Genomic DNA, 15,664 nt, shown 5'->3' on the forward strand with positions numbered 1-15,664 from the left:
ACAACGGAGAGAGAAATTATGTTTGAACCTATGGAACTGACCAACGACGCGGTGATTAAAGTCATCGGCGTCGGTGGTGGCGGCGGTAACGCTGTAGAGCATATGGTGCGTGAGCGTATCGAAGGCGTTGAATTTTTTGCGGTTAACACCGATGCACAGGCACTGCGTAAGACGGCTGTAGGCCAGACGATTCAGATCGGTGGTGGCATCACCAAAGGTCTGGGTGCGGGGGCTAACCCGGAAGTTGGTCGCAACGCGGCTGAAGAAGATCGTGAAGCACTGCGTGCTGCGCTGGAAGGTGCAGACATGGTGTTTATCGCAGCAGGTATGGGCGGTGGTACTGGTACCGGCGCGGCGCCTGTTGTTGCCGAAGTGGCAAAAGATTTAGGTATCCTGACCGTTGCTGTCGTGACGAAGCCTTTCAATTTTGAAGGCAAGAAGCGTATGGCATTCGCGGAGCAGGGTATCACTGAGCTGTCCAAACATGTGGACTCTCTGATCACTATCCCGAACGACAAGCTGTTGAAAGTTCTGGGTCGCGGTATCTCCCTGCTGGACGCTTTTGGCGCGGCAAACGACGTGCTGAAAGGCGCGGTTCAGGGTATCGCTGAACTGATTACCCGTCCTGGTCTGATGAACGTTGACTTTGCAGACGTTCGCACCGTGATGTCCGAAATGGGCTACGCGATGATGGGCTCTGGCGTGGCGAGCGGTGAAGACCGTGCAGAAGAAGCGGCTGAAATGGCTATCTCTTCTCCACTGCTGGAAGATATCGACCTGTCTGGTGCGCGTGGCGTGCTGGTCAACATTACCGCTGGCTTTGACCTGCGTCTGGATGAGTTCGAAACGGTGGGTAATACCATTCGTGCGTTCGCCTCTGACAACGCAACTGTGGTAATCGGTACTTCCCTTGACCCGGAAATGAACGACGAACTGCGCGTAACTGTTGTTGCCACCGGTATCGGTATGGACAAGCGTCCTGAGATTACCCTGGTGACCAACAAGCAGACTCAGCAGCCAGTGATGGACCGTTACCAGCAGCACGGTATGGCTCCACTGACTCAAGAGCAGAAACCGGCCGCGAAAGTGGTAAATGACACGACTCCGCAAACGGCGAAAGAACCAGATTATCTGGATATCCCAGCGTTCCTGCGTAAGCAAGCTGACTAGGAATTGGCTGGAATTTGGGGATTTTCGCTCTTTGTGCTAAACTGGCCCACCGTTAGTGATATACACTCTCGGTTGGATAGTTAATTTGGCGAGATTATACGATGATCAAACAAAGGACACTTAAACGTATCGTTCAGGCGACTGGCGTCGGTTTACATACCGGCAAAAAAGTCACACTGACGTTGCGCCCTGCGCCGGCCAATACCGGGGTCATCTATCGTCGCACCGACTTGAATCCACCGGTAGATTTTCCGGCCGATGCCAAATCTGTGCGTGATACTATGCTCTGTACTTGCCTGGTGAACGAGCATGACGTGCGGATTTCTACCGTAGAGCACCTGAATGCCGCCCTGGCGGGTCTGGGTATCGACAACATCATTGTTGAAGTCGATGCGCCAGAAATCCCGATCATGGATGGTAGTGCTGCTCCGTTCGTTTATTTGCTGCTGGATGCCGGCATCGAAGAACTGAACTGCGCGAAGAAATTTGTTCGCATCAAAGATACCGTTCGTGTCGAAGATGGCGACAAATGGGCTGAATTCAAGCCGTTCAATGGTTTCTCGCTGGACTTTACCATCGACTTTAACCATCCGGCGATTGATGCAAGCACTCAGCGTTATGCGATGAACTTCTCTGCTGATGCGTTTATGCGTCAGATCAGTCGTGCTCGCACGTTTGGCTTCATGCGTGATATCGAATATTTGCAGTCCCGCGGCCTGTGCCTGGGCGGCAGCTTCGATTGTGCCATCGTTGTTGACGATTATCGCGTACTGAACGAAGACGGTCTGCGTTTTGAAGATGAATTCGTTCGTCACAAAATGCTGGATGCAATTGGCGACCTGTTCATGTGTGGTCACAACATCATTGGTGCGTTTACCGCGTTTAAATCCGGTCATGCACTGAACAACAAGCTGTTGCAGGCAGTCCTGGCAAAACAGGAAGCCTGGGAATATGTGACCTTCAAAGACGACGCAGAACTGCCTCTGGCGTTCAAAGCACCAAGCATGGTTCTGGCGTAACGGTTCAAGCCGTTTCGTAAAAAATCGACTGGTTAACCTGGTACTCTCTCCGACCAGGGAGACCAGTCGTTTTTATTTTTACCCTTCTTCATTTTGCCCCCAGCCGCTTAATCCTTTGCCATACGTTGAAAATCTGTGCGTTAGCTGCATTCTTGACCGTTTTTCCCCGCGGCAATACGTCATTCCTGCTGATGTGCTTTGGCTTTAGTGGTAATATCTGGGCGCTAAAAAGAATAACTGAACTCAGCCTGTACGGCTGGCTTATGTGGTGGAGCAAGTGAGCGGAATACTGACGCGCTGGCGACAATTTGGCAGACGCTACTTCTGGCCGCATCTCTTATTAGGGATGGTCGCGGCGAGTCTCGGCTTGCCTGCGCTCAGCAACAGTGCTGAAGCGGCGACTCCGACAAAGACCACCACCACAAAACATGACCTCTCCACGCGGGTTAATTTTACTAACCTCGCGTTGCTGGAAGCCAATCGCCGCCCAAATTTCTCGGTTGATTACTGGCATCAGCACGCCATTCGTACGGTTATCCGTCATCTTTCGTTTGCAATGGCGCCACAGGCAATGCCTGTGGCAGAAGAAACGCTGCCGGTTCAGGCCCAGCATCTCGCACTGCTGAACACGCTCAATGCGCTGCTGACGCAAGACAGCCAGCCGCCAGTTATCGTTCGCCAGCAGACAAAAAACCGTTTTGTTCCTCCCGCGACATTTATCGTCTCAACATGGATTAGCCAGGTTCAGGGTATCCGTGCCGGGCCTCATCGCCTCAGCTAAATTAACGCTTTTTCAATACCTTAATTTATCTGCCCACGATGGGGCGTTTGAGAATTTATTATGCTAATCAAATTATTAACCAAAGTTTTCGGTAGCCGTAACGATCGTACCCTGCGCCGTATGCGCAAAGCTGTCACTGTTATCAATGGTATGGAACCGGCGATGGAAAAGCTCTCCGATGACGAGCTGAAAGCCAAAACCACGGAATTCCGTGCGCGTCTGGAAAAAGGCGAATCCTTAGAAAGTCTGATCCCGGAAGCCTTTGCCGTCGTCCGTGAAGCAAGTAAGCGTGTGTTTGGCATGCGCCACTTCGACGTTCAGCTGCTGGGGGGTATGGTTCTGAACGAACGCTGCATCGCAGAAATGCGTACCGGTGAAGGTAAAACCCTGACCGCAACCTTGCCTGCTTACCTGAACGCGCTGTCTGGCAAAGGCGTTCACGTTGTTACCGTCAACGACTATCTGGCGCAGCGTGACGCCGAAAACAACCGTCCACTGTTCGAATTCCTCGGTATGACCGTGGGCATCAACATGTCCGGCCTGCCAGCACCAGCCAAGCGTGATGCCTATAACGCGGACATCACCTACGGTACCAACAACGAATACGGCTTCGACTACCTGCGCGACAATATGGCGTTCAGCCCTGAAGAGCGTGTACAGCGTAAACTGCACTATGCGCTGGTGGATGAGGTGGACTCCATTCTGATCGATGAAGCGCGAACCCCGCTTATCATCTCTGGCCCGGCTGAAGACAGCTCCGAGATGTACCGTAAAGTCGACAAAATCATTCCGCACTTGCTGCGTCAGGAAAAAGAAGACTCCGATACTTTCCAGGGCGAAGGCCACTTCTCCGTGGATGAAAAAGCGCGTCAGGTTAACCTGACTGAGCGCGGCCTGGTGCAAATTGAAGAGCTACTGGTTGCTCAGGGCATCATGGAAGAGGGCGAGTCACTGTACTCCCCGAGCAATATCATGCTGATGCACCACGTGACTGCGGCACTGCGTGCTCATGCACTGTTTACCCGCGACGTGGATTACATCGTAAAAGACGGTGAAGTTATCATCGTTGATGAACATACCGGTCGTACCATGCAGGGACGTCGCTGGTCCGATGGTCTGCACCAGGCTGTTGAAGCCAAAGAAGGTGTGGATATTCAAAATGAAAACCAGACGCTGGCATCTATCACCTTCCAGAACTACTTCCGTCTGTACGAGAAGCTGGCAGGGATGACCGGTACCGCAGATACCGAAGCGTTTGAATTCAGCTCTATCTACAAACTGGATACTGTAGTCGTCCCAACCAACCGTCCAATGATCCGTAAGGATATGCCGGACCTGGTTTACATGACTGAAGCGGAAAAAATCCAGGCGATCATTGAAGATATTCGTGACCGTACCGCAGCCGGCCAGCCGGTTCTGGTGGGTACCATTTCCATCGAGAAATCCGAAGTGGTATCCAATGAGCTGACCAAAGCGGGTATTAAACACAACGTACTGAACGCCAAGTTCCACGCCAAAGAAGCAGATATCGTTGCGCAGGCGGGTTACCCGGCGGCGGTGACCATCGCCACCAACATGGCGGGTCGTGGTACCGATATTATGCTCGGTGGTAGCTGGCAGGCAGAAGTTGCTGAGCTGGAAAACCCAACGCCAGAACAGATTGCTCAGATCAAGGCAGACTGGCAGGTGCGTCACGACGCGGTTCTGACTTCCGGTGGTTTACACATCATTGGTACCGAACGTCACGAATCTCGTCGTATCGATAACCAGCTGCGTGGTCGTGCGGGTCGTCAGGGTGATGCCGGTTCTTCCCGCTTCTACCTGTCTATGGAAGATGCGCTGATGCGTATCTTCGCCTCTGACCGTGTATCTGGCATGATGCGTAAACTGGGCATGAAGCCAGGCGAAGCGATTGAACACCCGTGGGTCACTAAAGCGATTGCTAACGCTCAGCGCAAAGTTGAAAGCCGTAACTTCGATATTCGTAAGCAACTGCTGGAATATGATGATGTGGCTAACGATCAGCGTCGTGCTATTTACACCCAGCGTAACGAACTGCTGGACGTGTCCGACGTGAGTGAAACCATCAACAGCATTCGTGAAGATGTGTTCAAAGCGACTATCGATGGCCACATTCCTCCACAGTCTCTGGAAGAAATGTGGGATATCGAAGGCTTGCAGGAACGTCTGAAAAACGACTTCGACCTTGAACTGCCAATCAAAGAGTGGCTGGACAAAGAGCCGGAACTGCATGAAGAAACCCTGCGCGAGCGTATCTTCGAAACCGCGCTGGATGTTTACAAACGTAAAGAAGAAGTGGTTGGCGCTGAGATGATGCGTCACTTTGAGAAAGGCGTAATGCTGCAAACGCTGGACTCCCTGTGGAAAGAGCACCTGGCGGCGATGGATTATCTGCGCCAGGGTATCCACCTGCGTGGTTATGCGCAGAAGGATCCGAAACAGGAATACAAACGTGAATCCTTCGCCATGTTTGCTTCCATGCTGGAGTCACTGAAATATGAAGTGATTAGCACCCTGAGCAAGGTTCAGGTGCGGATGCCGGAAGAAGTAGAAGCGATGGAGCAGCAGCGTCGTGAAGAAGCTGAGCGCCTGGCGCAGATGCAACAGTTGAGCCACCAGACAGATGACAGCGAAGCGGCTGCGGCTATCGCGGCGCAAACTGGTGACCGCAAAGTCGGGCGTAACGATCCGTGCCCATGTGGTTCAGGTAAAAAATACAAGGCGTGCCACGGCCGCCTGAGCTAAGAACGTAACATAATCTAAAAGGCGCAGAAATCTGCGCCTTTTTTATGGAAGTCACACTATGAAAACACTGCAAATTGCCGTCGGGATCATTCGCAACCCACAAAACAAAATCTTCATTACCCAGCGGGCAGCAGATGCTCATATGGCGAATAAGTGGGAATTTCCGGGTGGAAAGATTGAGTCAGGTGAAACGCCGGAGCAGGCGCTGATTCGCGAGCTTCAGGAAGAGGTCGGGATCACCCCCGTTGGGGCAACGCTTTTCGATAAGCTTGAGTACCAGTTCCCTGACCGCCACATCACGTTGTGGTTCTGGCTTGTCGAAAACTGGGAAGGGGAACCCTGGGGAAAAGAGGGGCAGCCGGGTGACTGGGTGGCGCTTCAGGCAAGCGATGCCGATAAATTCCCACCGGCAAATGAGCCTGTGATCCTGAGATTAGTCGCGCAACCGTAAGCCTGCTAAGCGAAGCGCCAGCAGGCTTTACAGATTACTGCTGGTTTTCGCTCCAGTCATCGCTGTCAGAGAGATCGCCTTCGCTTGGAATGCGTTTCTCTTCCGCAGCCCATTCGCCCAGGTCAATTAACTGGCAACGCTTACAGCAGAATGGGCGAAACGGACTCACTTCGCCCCAGACTACGGTTTTCCCACAGGTAGGGCAGCTTACGGTTGTTACGTCAGACATCAATACTCCTTAACAGCAGGCCAGCTCAAAATCGAGGCGTTCAGGCACGAGGCCATTTTCGCTGTCCAGAGGCATAAATCTAATCGCAAAACGGCTTTTATGGCCGGAGATTTGCGGGTAAAGCTGATCGCTCAGAGATAAGTTCAGGCGCAGCAGATCGGCATCATCACCGTTATCCTGATAAAAACCGTTCAGGCTGGTTTGCTTGCGGAAGGGCGCTGAATTGCGAACCAGGTCGAGAATGAGTGACAGCGTCTGGTTCATTGGCTCAAGGCTTGCCAGCCAGCTATTCACCTGCGCATCACGCTGGGTTTGCGGCATGTGCAACCACATATGGAGTGTCGGCAGGTCAAAGCTGCAGCAGCCGCCAGGAATGCTCAGGCGCTGACGAACCAGGCCGATAAGCCGGTCTTCACGCAAGAATTGCCCCACGCGAGGGGCGGCCATCAGCACACTGCTGCTGGTTTTCAGCTGCTGGCGAAGCGAGTCGATACGGCTTTGATCGACGCCCGGCACTTCAGTCCAGGCCTGCAATTTACGCTGCTGGCGCTCAAGCTCTTTTAATAACTCGGTGCGAACATCACCGCGTTCAATGACATCCAGCAGATCGCCAACATTGCGGAAAAAATGCAGCGCAGTGGCGTGATCGTTAACAGGCAGATGTTGTGAAAGCTGCTGAACTAAAAACTCGATACGCAGCCAGGTACGCATTTTTTCGTTAAGCGGGTGCTCAAAAAGGATATTAGTAGACATTATGGTTTTTCCTGTGCAACGGCCTGCGCGGCGAACGTCAGATACTGCGCGTGCAGACGGGCAACATCCGATGCAAGAGCATCTGGTGCGCCGTTATTATCAATAACATCATCCGCAACAGCAAGGCGCGCTTCACGCGTGACCTGAGCAGCAAGAATTTGTTCAGCATGTTCACGCGAGACATGGTCGCGCGTCATTGTTCGCTCGATCTGCGTTTCGGGGGAAACATCGATAACCAGAATCCGGTCGGCTTTTTTCTGAAGCTGATTTTCCACCAATAGGGGTACAACCCACAGTACGTAGGGTGAACGGGCTTCAGTAATCTGACGCTGAGTTTCCTGGTGGATAATGGGGTGGAGCAGAGCATTAAGCCAGGCTTTTTCCGAAGAATCAGAAAAAATGCACTCGCGAAGCTGACGACGATTGAGTGTGCCATCTGCATTGATGACTTCACGCCCGAAATGCGCTTCGATGGCCTTTAATGCGGGTGTATTGGGTTCTACCACCTGACGGGCAATAATATCGGCATCAATAATCGGGATGCCCAGACGAGAAAAAGCGTCTGCAACGGTGCTTTTGCCACTACCGATGCCGCCGGTTAACGCGACGATGTACCCCATTAAATCAAATCCTGGGAATTATTCATTATTAAAATCAGTTGCTTAAAATTTAAACTTAGAGCAGCGAATGGTTAACTCTCTTTACCTGCTTTCTACCAGGTAAATTTATAGGATTGTAGCGTAAAAAAAGAGAATTTCGCAGTCTTGCGGAGCAGGTATTAGTGCGTATGATAGCGTCACTGGAGTTGTGCTTTTAACATATTTGCCTCTAACCCCAGGAATCCGCACATGCGTATCGAAGAAGATCTGAAGTTAGGTTTCAAAGACGTTCTCATCCGCCCTAAACGCTCTACACTGAAAAGTCGCTCAGACGTTGAACTCGAACGTCAATTCACCTTTAAACATTCCGGTCAGACCTGGTCTGGTGTGCCAATCATTGCGGCCAACATGGACACTGTGGGTACCTTCGCAATGGCAACTGCGCTGGCAAAATTTGATGTCCTCACCGCCGTGCATAAGCACTACAGCACTGAAGAGTGGAATGCCTTTGTGGCGTCAGCGTCTGACGATGTTGTTAAGCATGTCATGGTTTCTACCGGTACATCCGATGCGGATTTTGAAAAGACCAAACAGATCCTGGCGGCAAACCCGGCGCTGAATTTTGTTTGTATTGATGTCGCGAATGGTTATTCCGAGCACTTCGTGCAGTTCGTCAGCAAAGCGCGTGCGGCCTGGCCGACCAAAACCATTATCGCGGGTAACGTTGTGACCGGCGAAATGTGTGAAGAGCTGATCCTCTCCGGTGCGGATATCGTGAAAGTGGGTATTGGCCCGGGATCCGTGTGTACTACGCGTGTAAAAACCGGCGTGGGTTACCCGCAGCTTTCTGCGGTGATTGAGTGTGCCGATGCAGCCCACGGTCTTGGTGGCCAGATTATCAGCGACGGTGGTTGCACCATGCCGGGTGATGTGGCTAAAGCCTTTGGTGGCGGTGCCGATTTCGTGATGCTTGGCGGAATGCTGGCAGGTCACGAAGAGAGTGGCGGCACGGTGGTTGAAGAGAACGGCGAGAAATTTATGCTGTTCTACGGTATGAGCTCTGAATCCGCGATGACCCGTCATGTGGGTGGCGTGGCAAAATATCGTGCAGCAGAAGGTAAAACCGTGAAGCTGCCACTGCGCGGCCCTGTCGAGAATACGGCGCGCGATGTTCTCGGTGGCCTGCGCTCAGCCTGTACCTACGTTGGGGCTTCACGCCTGAAAGAGCTGACTAAACGCACCACGTTTATCCGCGTTCAGGAGCAGGAAAACCGCGTATTCAATAGCCTCTGATGGCTCTTGCTGGCGCACAACCGCGCGCCAGCACTAACCCGCACTCATCGCATCCCCCAGATGGAAAATCGGTAAGTACATCGCGACCACCAGCGTGCCGATTATGACTCCCGTCACAATCAACAGTATTGGCTCCAGTAGTGCCGCCAGGTTGTCTGCTTGCTGGAGCGTTTGCTCCGTGTGGTGATGTGCAAGATTCTCCAGCATGATATCGAGAGCTCCGGATACCTCCCCGGTACGTATCAACTGAATGCAGAGTGGTGTAAACACCGCAGTATGTTGAAATGCTAACCAGACCGGCGTTCCCTGTTCGATTTTCTCCTGCATTCCCTGAATCACATCCCGCCAGAATGGGTTATCAACGGTTTCTTCCGCACTTTCCAGACCTTGTAAAAAAGCGATACCTGCCTGCTGCGTGAGTGATAACACGGTAAATATCTGCCCCAGTTTTTGCCCCCTGGCCAGTGCGCCCATAATGGGTAAATGCAGGACTATTCGCTGATTCACGCGCTGCCATCGCGGATACCGCCGAAGACGGTAAATAACGGCGGGCGGAACGAGCACTAATACAGCCAGAATAATCGCCCATTCCTGAATTAACGCTGCCAGTCCCATTACCATCTGCGTTAACAGCGGCAGAGGGGTATTAAATGTTCTGTAGATGGCCGCGAATTCTGGCAAGACCAGCGTGACCATCGCCAGTACAACGACAACGGCCAGCGTCAGGATTATTACCGGGTAGCGCAGCGCTTTTTTCACCTTCGTATTAAGCAGCTGCTGCGATTTTTGTTGTTGTGCGAGCTGGCGGCAACACTCTTCCAGCTTGCCCGTGAGCTCGCCTGTTTTCACCATTGAAACGTAGAGCGGGCTGAATACCTCTGGCCATTTTTTTAACGCTGCAGACAAGGCACATCCCTCGCGAAGATCGTCAGCCAGACTTTGCAACAGTGCCTGCCACTGCGTGACAGGGTGTTGCTGCGCCAGCATCTCAAGACTGTGAGACAGCGTAAGACCTGCCTTCAGAAGCGTCGCGAGCTGCCGAAAAACGTCATAGCAGTGTTGAGACTGCCACCGACGACGCTGCGAACAGCGTATCAGCGTCAAAGGATGTAGCGCTTTTCGCATTAATGCCGTAAATGCGGCTTCACGATTGATGGCCCACATCACTCCGTTTTGTAACTCGCCCTCTTCTGTAAGCGCCCGCCAGCGCCAGAGCTGATTAGCCCCCATTGGACATTCCCAGCACGCGTACCAGCTCTTCCACGGTGGTTAGCCCTTGCTCGACCGCCATACAGCCATGTTCAAACAGGGTTGTCATCCCGGTCTGCCGGGCGCTTGCTTCGATAACCTCAATTGCGGCACCACTGGAAATGGCCTGGCGCAGGTCGTTGTCGATGGTCAGAACCTCAAACAGAGCAATGCGGCCATAAAATCCGTGATAGCAACGATCGCACCCGGTTGGTCGCCACTGCGGTAGCTCTCGCGGCCAAAGTGTGAGAGGCAATACGGCTTTGGTCTGCCCCTCCTGTCGGCAATGGGGGCACAACCGGCGAACCAGTCGCTGTGCTATCACCAGAGAAAGTGCAGATGAGATCATCCAGCGAGCGACACCCATTTGCTGCAAACGGATCAGCGTCTCTGTCGTCGAATTTGTATGAAGCGTGGAGAGCACCAGGTGCCCGGTCTGTGCGGCATTGATGGCAATTTCTGCCGTTTCACCATCACGAATTTCACCCACCATAATAATGTCGGGATCCTGGCGTAACAGGGCGCGTAATACGCTTTGAAAGGTGAGCCCGGCTCGCGGGTTTATTTGGGTCTGATTGAGGCCTGCAAGCGGGATCTCGATAGGATCTTCAACGCTGCAAATGTTCACATCCGGCGTGTTACGCGTTTGCAAGGCGCTGTAGAGGGTGACGGTTTTACCGCTCCCCGTTGGCCCGGTAACCAGGATCAACCCCTGTGGCTGGCGGAGCATTTCGGTAAATTGAGCCTGCTGTTCTGCACTCATGCCCAGTTGTGCAATATCCAGAGCCTGTTGCTCCTGCTGTAGCAGGCGCAGAACGATTTTCTCGCCGCCGCTACAGGGCAGGGTAGCGATACGAAAAGAGACCGGTTCGTTTGCCAGTTCGACCGTAAACTGACCATCCTGGGGCAGACGCCGTTCCGCAATATCCAGGTTGCCCAGCACTTTTAGCCGCGCCGTGAGCGAGGTTGCCAACCCGGCGTTGAGGGTTGTGTGTGGGTTGAGTACGCCATCGATGCGCAGGCGAATGTGGCAGTCGTGTTCCGACGGCTCAATATGAATATCTGATGCCCTCTGATGCATGGCCTGCAACAGCGTGCGGTTGAGAATATCCACAGCGGAGTGGGCCGTTGATGCCACAGGCAGATGCGATTGCGATGCCAGCTGCCGGTGTTTTTCCATGCGTTCGCTCGTCCAGCATTCAATATCAATGCGCTTTTGCGTCGCGAAACGTAAGGCTTCCATCAGCTCTGCGGCAGGCGTACCCACCACTGCTATGTTGACCATAGTGGCATCGCTTGTGAGCAGCTGCGCATGGTAGCGCTGACAGAGCGCCATCAGTTGTTCCGTATTCATCAGCCGCTCCTGTTAATTGCTGTTGAAGCGGAAGACGTCTTCGCAGGCTTGCTTAAGCGCGATGTCGTTCGCGATGCTGCATGTCCGTGTCCAGCCGGTCATACCGTTGCTGTTGTCCCAAACTGGCGTCATGCTGACGTCAAGGCCGTTCAGGCTTTCTTGTCCTGTGAGTGTAATCGTGCCTTTTGTCACGCTCATGCCGGAAACATAGCGAGAGGTAACGGGCGAGGGGATGCCATTACTTCCCCCATCGCAACTCTCTACGCCGCCGTGCTCCAGGGCGCAAAGCTCAACGGCGGTGCGGTACGGGATAAAGGTTTGCAGCATGTCGGTTAGCGCGGCTTTTCGAAGGTAGTTCTGGTAAGCGGGTACGCCGATCGCACTTAATATGGCAATAATGCCGATGACCACCATTAACTCAATCAGCGTGAATCCATGTTGTCTGTTCATATCTGCTCCTTAGAAAAAGTGGCGCTACTGTGGCAGCGAGGAGGAGCACAGACGAGTGGCAAAAAAGGAAGTGTGAAGGCGCTTTCAGCGAATTAATGCGGGGTTGCAGTGCGGGACAACAGAGTTGCGAGCGGCTTCGTATTTCCCCTCTCCGGGCAGAGAGGGGAAAGGCGGTATTACTTAAAGCGCATTGAGAGATCGAGTGCGCGGATGTGTTTAGTTAGTGCGCCAACGGAGATGAAATCGACACCCGTTTCAGCGAATTCGCGGATTGTTTCAAACGTCACGTTGCCGGATACCTCAAGCTGTGCCTTGCCGTCAGTGCGTTTTACCGCTTCGCGCATCTGGTCGGTTTCGAAGTTATCCAGCATGATGATATCCGCCCCGGCCTTGATGGCTTCATCCAGCTCTTCCAGGTTCTCCACTTCCACCTCAACCGGCACATCCGGGTGTAACCAGAAGGCTTTTTCCACCGCCTGACGCACGGAGCCAGAAGCAATAATGTGGTTCTCTTTAATCAGGAAGGCGTCGGACAAACCCAGACGATGGTTCGAGCCACCGCCGCATAACACCGCATATTTCAGGGCTGTGCGCAGGCCTGGCAGCGTTTTACGGGTATCCAGCAACTGGGTACGCGTGCCTGCCAGCAGATCGGTGTAGCGGCGCACTTCACTGGCTACGCCTGACAACGTCTGCACAAAATTCAGCGCGGTACGTTCACCGGTCAGCAGCACACGGGAAGGGCCATCAAGCTCAAACAACGGCTGGTTTGCGGTAATGACGTCGCCATCTTCAACATGCCAGGTGACCTGAACATCGTCACCCGCAAGCTGAGTAAAGACCTCTTCAACCCAGCGTTTTCCGCAAAATACACCGTCTTCACGGGTAATGATGACGGCGTGCGAGTGTGTCTCTTTTGGCAATAATTGTGCGGTAATATCGTTGTCGGCATTGACGTCGCCGCCCAGGTCTTCTTTCAAAGAATGGGCAACGCTTGCCGGAATATCCATGTTAATACGTTCCAGAAGTGCGTCACGTCGGTGGTCGGGGTTGTAGCGGCGAGGCGGCATGATAAAACTCCAAAATGGTAACGAATCATAATATTGAAACATGCTACTCTGAACCGAGTAATAGCACCATACAGAAGGAGTTCCAGCATGTTGTTAGAGAACGGGTGGCTGGTGGATGCGCGGCATGTGCCCTCGCCGCACCACGATTGCCGCCCGGAGGATGAACAGCCCTCACTGCTGGTGGTTCATAACATTAGTCTTCCGCCGGGTGAGTTTGGCGGTCCGTGGATCGATGCGTTATTCACGGGAACGATTGATCCCAATGCTCATCCCTTTTTTGCAGAAATTGCCCATTTGCGCGTATCGGCTCATTGTCTGATCCGTCGTGATGGGGAGATTGTCCAGTATGTTCCTTTTGATAAGCGCGCCTGGCACGCGGGGGTGTCGGTTTATCAGGGGCGCGAACGCTGTAATGATTTTTCAGTCGGGATCGAGCTGGAAGGTACTGATACGACGCCGTATACCGATGCGCAGTATCAGCAACTGGTTGCCGTGACGCAGACCCTTATCGGGTTGTATCCTGCGATAGTCGATAATATAACGGGGCACAGTGATATTGCTCCGGTAAGGAAAACTGACCCCGGCCCGGCATTCGACTGGTCGCGGTTTCACACCATGCTTACCGCATCGTCAGATAAGGAGATAACATGACGCTGTTTACCATGCTGTTGGTTATCGTTGCGGAACGTCTGTTCAAGCTCGGTGAACACTGGCAACTGGATCACCGGCTGGAAGTCCTCTTCCGTCGTATCAAACACTTTTCCCTGCTCCGCACGCTGCTGATGACCGCAGGCGTGATGCTGATAACTTTCCTGCTGTTGCGCTCGCTGCACGGCCTCTTTTTCAATGTGCCGTTGCTGGTGGTGTGGATCCTGCTCGGCGTTTTGTGTATCGGCGCGGGTAAAGTCCGTTTGCATTATCACGCTTATCTGAAGGCAGCATCACGGGATGATGCCCATGCGCGAAGTGCAATGGCGAGCGAGCTCACCATGATCCACGGCGTTCCGCCTGATTGCGACGAGCGTGATTTTCTTCGCGAGCTGCAAAATGCCCTGCTGTGGATTAACTTCCGCTTTTATCTGGCACCGTTGTTCTGGTTTGTGGTGGGTGGCCCGTCGGGCCCTGTCTTACTGATGGGTTATGCATTTTTACGTGCCTGGCAGTCCTGGCTTGCCCGATACCTCACCCCACATGAGCGGCTGCAATCCGGGATTGATGCCATTTTGCATGTGCTTGACTGGATCCCGGTGCGGTTTGTCGGGGTAGTGTATGCGTTGATTGGTCACGGTGAAAAAGCGCTGCCAGCGTGGTTTGCCTCTCTGGCTGACCGCCATACTGCGCAGTATCAGGTGTTAACGCGCCTGGCGCAGTTTTCTCTGGCGCGTGAGCCACACACCGACAAGATAGAGACGCCAAAAGCGGCTGTGTCGATGGCGAAGAAAACATCCTTTGTAGTCGTGGTGGTCGTGGCGTTGCTGACCATTTACGGCACGCTGGTGTAACCCAGCGCGCCGTCACTTCGGTTAATGCGTATCAGCAGGCGGGATGCCAAAATCAGGCATCCCGTTTTTATCCCAGCGGACAAGCTTCAGGCGGGTATGGCGATTAGGATCGTAAAGCGGATCGCCTTCAATTTCAGTGTAGTTACGTGCGTGATACACCAGTACATCTTCCCCATCCGGCGTTTGCGTAAAGCTGTTGTGCCCCGGTCCATACTGGCGATTTTCGTAGCTGGTTGTGAATACCGGGCGCGGTGATTTCTGCCAGTTCGCCGGGTTTTGCGGATCGGCGTTCATATCAATCCACAATAGCCCCATGCAGTAGTTCTTGTCGGTTGCGCTGGCGGAGTAGCTGATAAATAGCCTGTCATTGTGCGCCAGCACTGCCGGGCCTTCGTTAACCCAAAATCCGCGGCACTCCCAGTCAAAATCCGGCTTGCTGAGCATTACCGGCTGGCCTTTGAGCGTCCAGGGATTCTCCATTTCACACAGATAAAGGTTGGAGTTACCGGAGATATCCGGGGCTTTTTGCGCCCACAGATACCAACGTTTTCCCTGATGCACAAACGTGGTTGCATCCAGCGCAAAGGTGTCGAACTGGCTTTTAATCTGCCCCTTTTCTTGCCATTTTCCGGTAAGTGGATCCGGGTCGGCGCACTCCAGGGCGAACATGCGATGCTGGAACATCCCGAGCTTATCGAGCGCCCGGGTATGGGTGGCGGCAAAATAGATGTACCACTTGCCGTCAATGTGATGCAGTTCCGGCGCCCAGATAAGCTCACTCATAGGGCCGGTGTCGGGTTTACGCCAGACAACCACCTCATCGGCGCTGCGCAGTCCTTCCAGCGAGTCTGCGCGGCGGATCTCCAGTCTGTCGTACTGCGGCACGGAGGCAATAAAATAATATTGCCCCTCGTGATGCAAAATGTACGGATCGGCCCGTTGTTCGATAAACGGATTTGGCCAGGTTTGCATTCGGCTT

General features: G+C 53.3%; 16 protein-coding genes. 8 read left to right on the forward strand and 8 right to left on the reverse strand.

All coding sequences use genetic code 11. The features are described from left to right. The first annotated feature begins 18 nt into the window (after window positions 1-18). The 5 genes from ftsZ (at window position 19) to mutT (ending at window position 6,187) form a co-directional block, all read left to right on the forward strand. Window positions 19-1,170 carry a cell division protein FtsZ gene (ftsZ, locus tag ACS603_RS08860; RefSeq protein ID WP_131633946.1) on the forward strand — a complete coding sequence of 384 codons (1,152 nt, stop codon included), beginning with the start codon at window positions 19-21 and terminating at the stop codon, window positions 1,168-1,170. A 101-nt stretch (window positions 1,171-1,271) separates the two neighbouring features. Next, on the forward strand, window positions 1,272-2,189 hold the full coding sequence (gene lpxC / locus ACS603_RS08865) for a UDP-3-O-acyl-N-acetylglucosamine deacetylase (protein ID WP_182059582.1): 918 nt from the start codon (window positions 1,272-1,274) through the stop codon (window positions 2,187-2,189). 277 nt (window positions 2,190-2,466) lie between these two features. After that, complete coding sequence (gene secM, locus ACS603_RS08870; protein WP_182059583.1) at window positions 2,467-2,970, forward strand: secA translation cis-regulator SecM; 504 nt, start codon at window positions 2,467-2,469, stop codon at window positions 2,968-2,970. 60 nt (window positions 2,971-3,030) lie between these two features. Then, the gene (secA, locus tag ACS603_RS08875; protein WP_315687917.1) at window positions 3,031-5,736 is read left to right on the forward strand and encodes a preprotein translocase subunit SecA; all 2,706 of its coding nucleotides are present in this window, start codon (window positions 3,031-3,033) and stop codon (window positions 5,734-5,736) included. Window positions 5,737-5,794: 58 nt separating this feature from the next. Then, window positions 5,795-6,187 (forward strand): 8-oxo-dGTP diphosphatase MutT, encoded by a 393-nt coding sequence (gene mutT, locus ACS603_RS08880; protein WP_182059585.1) that lies wholly within the window; start codon window positions 5,795-5,797, stop codon window positions 6,185-6,187. Between the two features lie 34 nt (window positions 6,188-6,221). Here mutT and yacG read toward each other — a convergent pair whose 3' ends face one another. Genes yacG through coaE form a run of 3 tightly spaced genes read right to left on the reverse strand, consistent with a single transcriptional unit; the run spans window position 6,222 to window position 7,789 of the window. Continuing rightward, the gene (gene yacG / locus ACS603_RS08885; protein WP_006810106.1) at window positions 6,222-6,416 is read right to left on the reverse strand and encodes a DNA gyrase inhibitor YacG; all 195 of its coding nucleotides are present in this window, start codon (window positions 6,414-6,416) and stop codon (window positions 6,222-6,224) included. Window positions 6,417-6,425: 9 nt separating this feature from the next. Beyond that, on the reverse strand, window positions 6,426-7,169 hold the full coding sequence (gene zapD, locus ACS603_RS08890) for a cell division protein ZapD (RefSeq protein WP_182059586.1): 744 nt from the start codon (window positions 7,167-7,169) through the stop codon (window positions 6,426-6,428). After that, complete coding sequence (gene coaE, locus ACS603_RS08895; RefSeq protein ID WP_182059587.1) at window positions 7,169-7,789, reverse strand: dephospho-CoA kinase; 621 nt, start codon at window positions 7,787-7,789, stop codon at window positions 7,169-7,171. The genes zapD and coaE overlap by 1 nt, the downstream gene beginning before the upstream one ends. A gap of 228 nt (window positions 7,790-8,017) precedes the next feature. Between coaE and ACS603_RS08900 the strand changes: the two genes are divergently transcribed. Then, on the forward strand, window positions 8,018-9,061 hold the full coding sequence (locus tag ACS603_RS08900) for a GMP reductase (RefSeq protein WP_446492177.1): 1,044 nt from the start codon (window positions 8,018-8,020) through the stop codon (window positions 9,059-9,061). 33 nt (window positions 9,062-9,094) lie between these two features. On the opposite strand, the gene hofC is transcribed toward ACS603_RS08900, so the two are convergent. The 4 genes from hofC to nadC all read right to left on the reverse strand — a co-directional run bounded on the left by hofC (window position 9,095) and on the right by nadC (window position 13,183). Then, entirely contained in the window at window positions 9,095-10,291 is a 1,197-nt protein-coding gene (gene hofC / locus ACS603_RS08905; protein WP_474944118.1) for a protein transport protein HofC, read from the reverse strand. Beyond that, the gene (gene gspE / locus ACS603_RS08910) at window positions 10,281-11,663 is read right to left on the reverse strand and encodes a type II secretion system protein GspE (RefSeq protein ID WP_474944119.1); all 1,383 of its coding nucleotides are present in this window, start codon (window positions 11,661-11,663) and stop codon (window positions 10,281-10,283) included. The genes hofC and gspE overlap by 11 nt, the downstream gene beginning before the upstream one ends. A 12-nt stretch (window positions 11,664-11,675) precedes the next feature. Then, window positions 11,676-12,113: a prepilin peptidase-dependent pilin gene (gene ppdD, locus ACS603_RS08915; RefSeq protein WP_182059591.1), complete on the reverse strand. Its 438-nt coding sequence runs from the start codon at window positions 12,111-12,113 to the stop codon at window positions 11,676-11,678. 176 nt (window positions 12,114-12,289) lie between these two features. Further along, window positions 12,290-13,183 carry a carboxylating nicotinate-nucleotide diphosphorylase gene (gene nadC / locus ACS603_RS08920; protein WP_182059592.1) on the reverse strand — a complete coding sequence of 298 codons (894 nt, stop codon included), beginning with the start codon at window positions 13,181-13,183 and terminating at the stop codon, window positions 12,290-12,292. 87 nt (window positions 13,184-13,270) lie between these two features. On the opposite strand from nadC, the gene ampD reads away from it, so the two are divergent. Both ampD and ampE read left to right on the forward strand, forming a co-directional pair. After that, window positions 13,271-13,834, forward strand: coding sequence for a 1,6-anhydro-N-acetylmuramyl-L-alanine amidase AmpD (gene ampD, locus ACS603_RS08925; protein WP_182059593.1), 564 nt, complete (start codon window positions 13,271-13,273; stop codon window positions 13,832-13,834). Further along, a complete protein-coding gene (ampE, locus tag ACS603_RS08930) occupies window positions 13,831-14,685 on the forward strand; it encodes a beta-lactamase regulator AmpE (protein WP_182059594.1) in 855 nt (284 codons plus the stop codon). Before ampD ends, ampE begins: the two co-directional genes overlap by 4 nt. Window positions 14,686-14,706: 21 nt before the next feature. Here ampE and ACS603_RS08935 read toward each other — a convergent pair whose 3' ends face one another. Then, window positions 14,707-15,657, reverse strand: coding sequence for a glycoside hydrolase family 43 protein (locus tag ACS603_RS08935; protein ID WP_474944120.1), 951 nt, complete (start codon window positions 15,655-15,657; stop codon window positions 14,707-14,709). Window positions 15,658-15,664 lie beyond the last annotated feature (7 nt).

This window comes from Enterobacter sp. Li2LvB3 (assembly GCF_056156645.1).

Coding starts and splice junctions, on each gene's coding strand:
- ampD (WP_182059593.1), top strand. CDS start 13,271: ATGTTGTTAGAGAACGGGTGGCTGGTGGATGCGCGGCATGTGCCCTCG.
- ppdD (WP_182059591.1), bottom strand. CDS start 12,113: ATGAACAGACAACATGGATTCACGCTGATTGAGTTAATGGTGGTCATC.
- mutT (WP_182059585.1), top strand. CDS start 5,795: ATGAAAACACTGCAAATTGCCGTCGGGATCATTCGCAACCCACAAAAC.
- ampE (WP_182059594.1), top strand. CDS start 13,831: ATGACGCTGTTTACCATGCTGTTGGTTATCGTTGCGGAACGTCTGTTC.
- nadC (WP_182059592.1), bottom strand. CDS start 13,183: ATGCCGCCTCGCCGCTACAACCCCGACCACCGACGTGACGCACTTCTG.
- secA (WP_315687917.1), top strand. CDS start 3,031: ATGCTAATCAAATTATTAACCAAAGTTTTCGGTAGCCGTAACGATCGT.
- ftsZ (WP_131633946.1), top strand. CDS start 19: ATGTTTGAACCTATGGAACTGACCAACGACGCGGTGATTAAAGTCATC.
- ACS603_RS08935 (WP_474944120.1), bottom strand. CDS start 15,657: ATGCAAACCTGGCCAAATCCGTTTATCGAACAACGGGCCGATCCGTAC.
- hofC (WP_474944118.1), bottom strand. CDS start 10,291: ATGGGGGCTAATCAGCTCTGGCGCTGGCGGGCGCTTACAGAAGAGGGC.
- gspE (WP_474944119.1), bottom strand. CDS start 11,663: ATGAATACGGAACAACTGATGGCGCTCTGTCAGCGCTACCATGCGCAG.
- lpxC (WP_182059582.1), top strand. CDS start 1,272: ATGATCAAACAAAGGACACTTAAACGTATCGTTCAGGCGACTGGCGTC.
- ACS603_RS08900 (WP_446492177.1), top strand. CDS start 8,018: ATGCGTATCGAAGAAGATCTGAAGTTAGGTTTCAAAGACGTTCTCATC.
- coaE (WP_182059587.1), bottom strand. CDS start 7,789: ATGGGGTACATCGTCGCGTTAACCGGCGGCATCGGTAGTGGCAAAAGC.
- zapD (WP_182059586.1), bottom strand. CDS start 7,169: ATGTCTACTAATATCCTTTTTGAGCACCCGCTTAACGAAAAAATGCGT.
- yacG (WP_006810106.1), bottom strand. CDS start 6,416: ATGTCTGACGTAACAACCGTAAGCTGCCCTACCTGTGGGAAAACCGTA.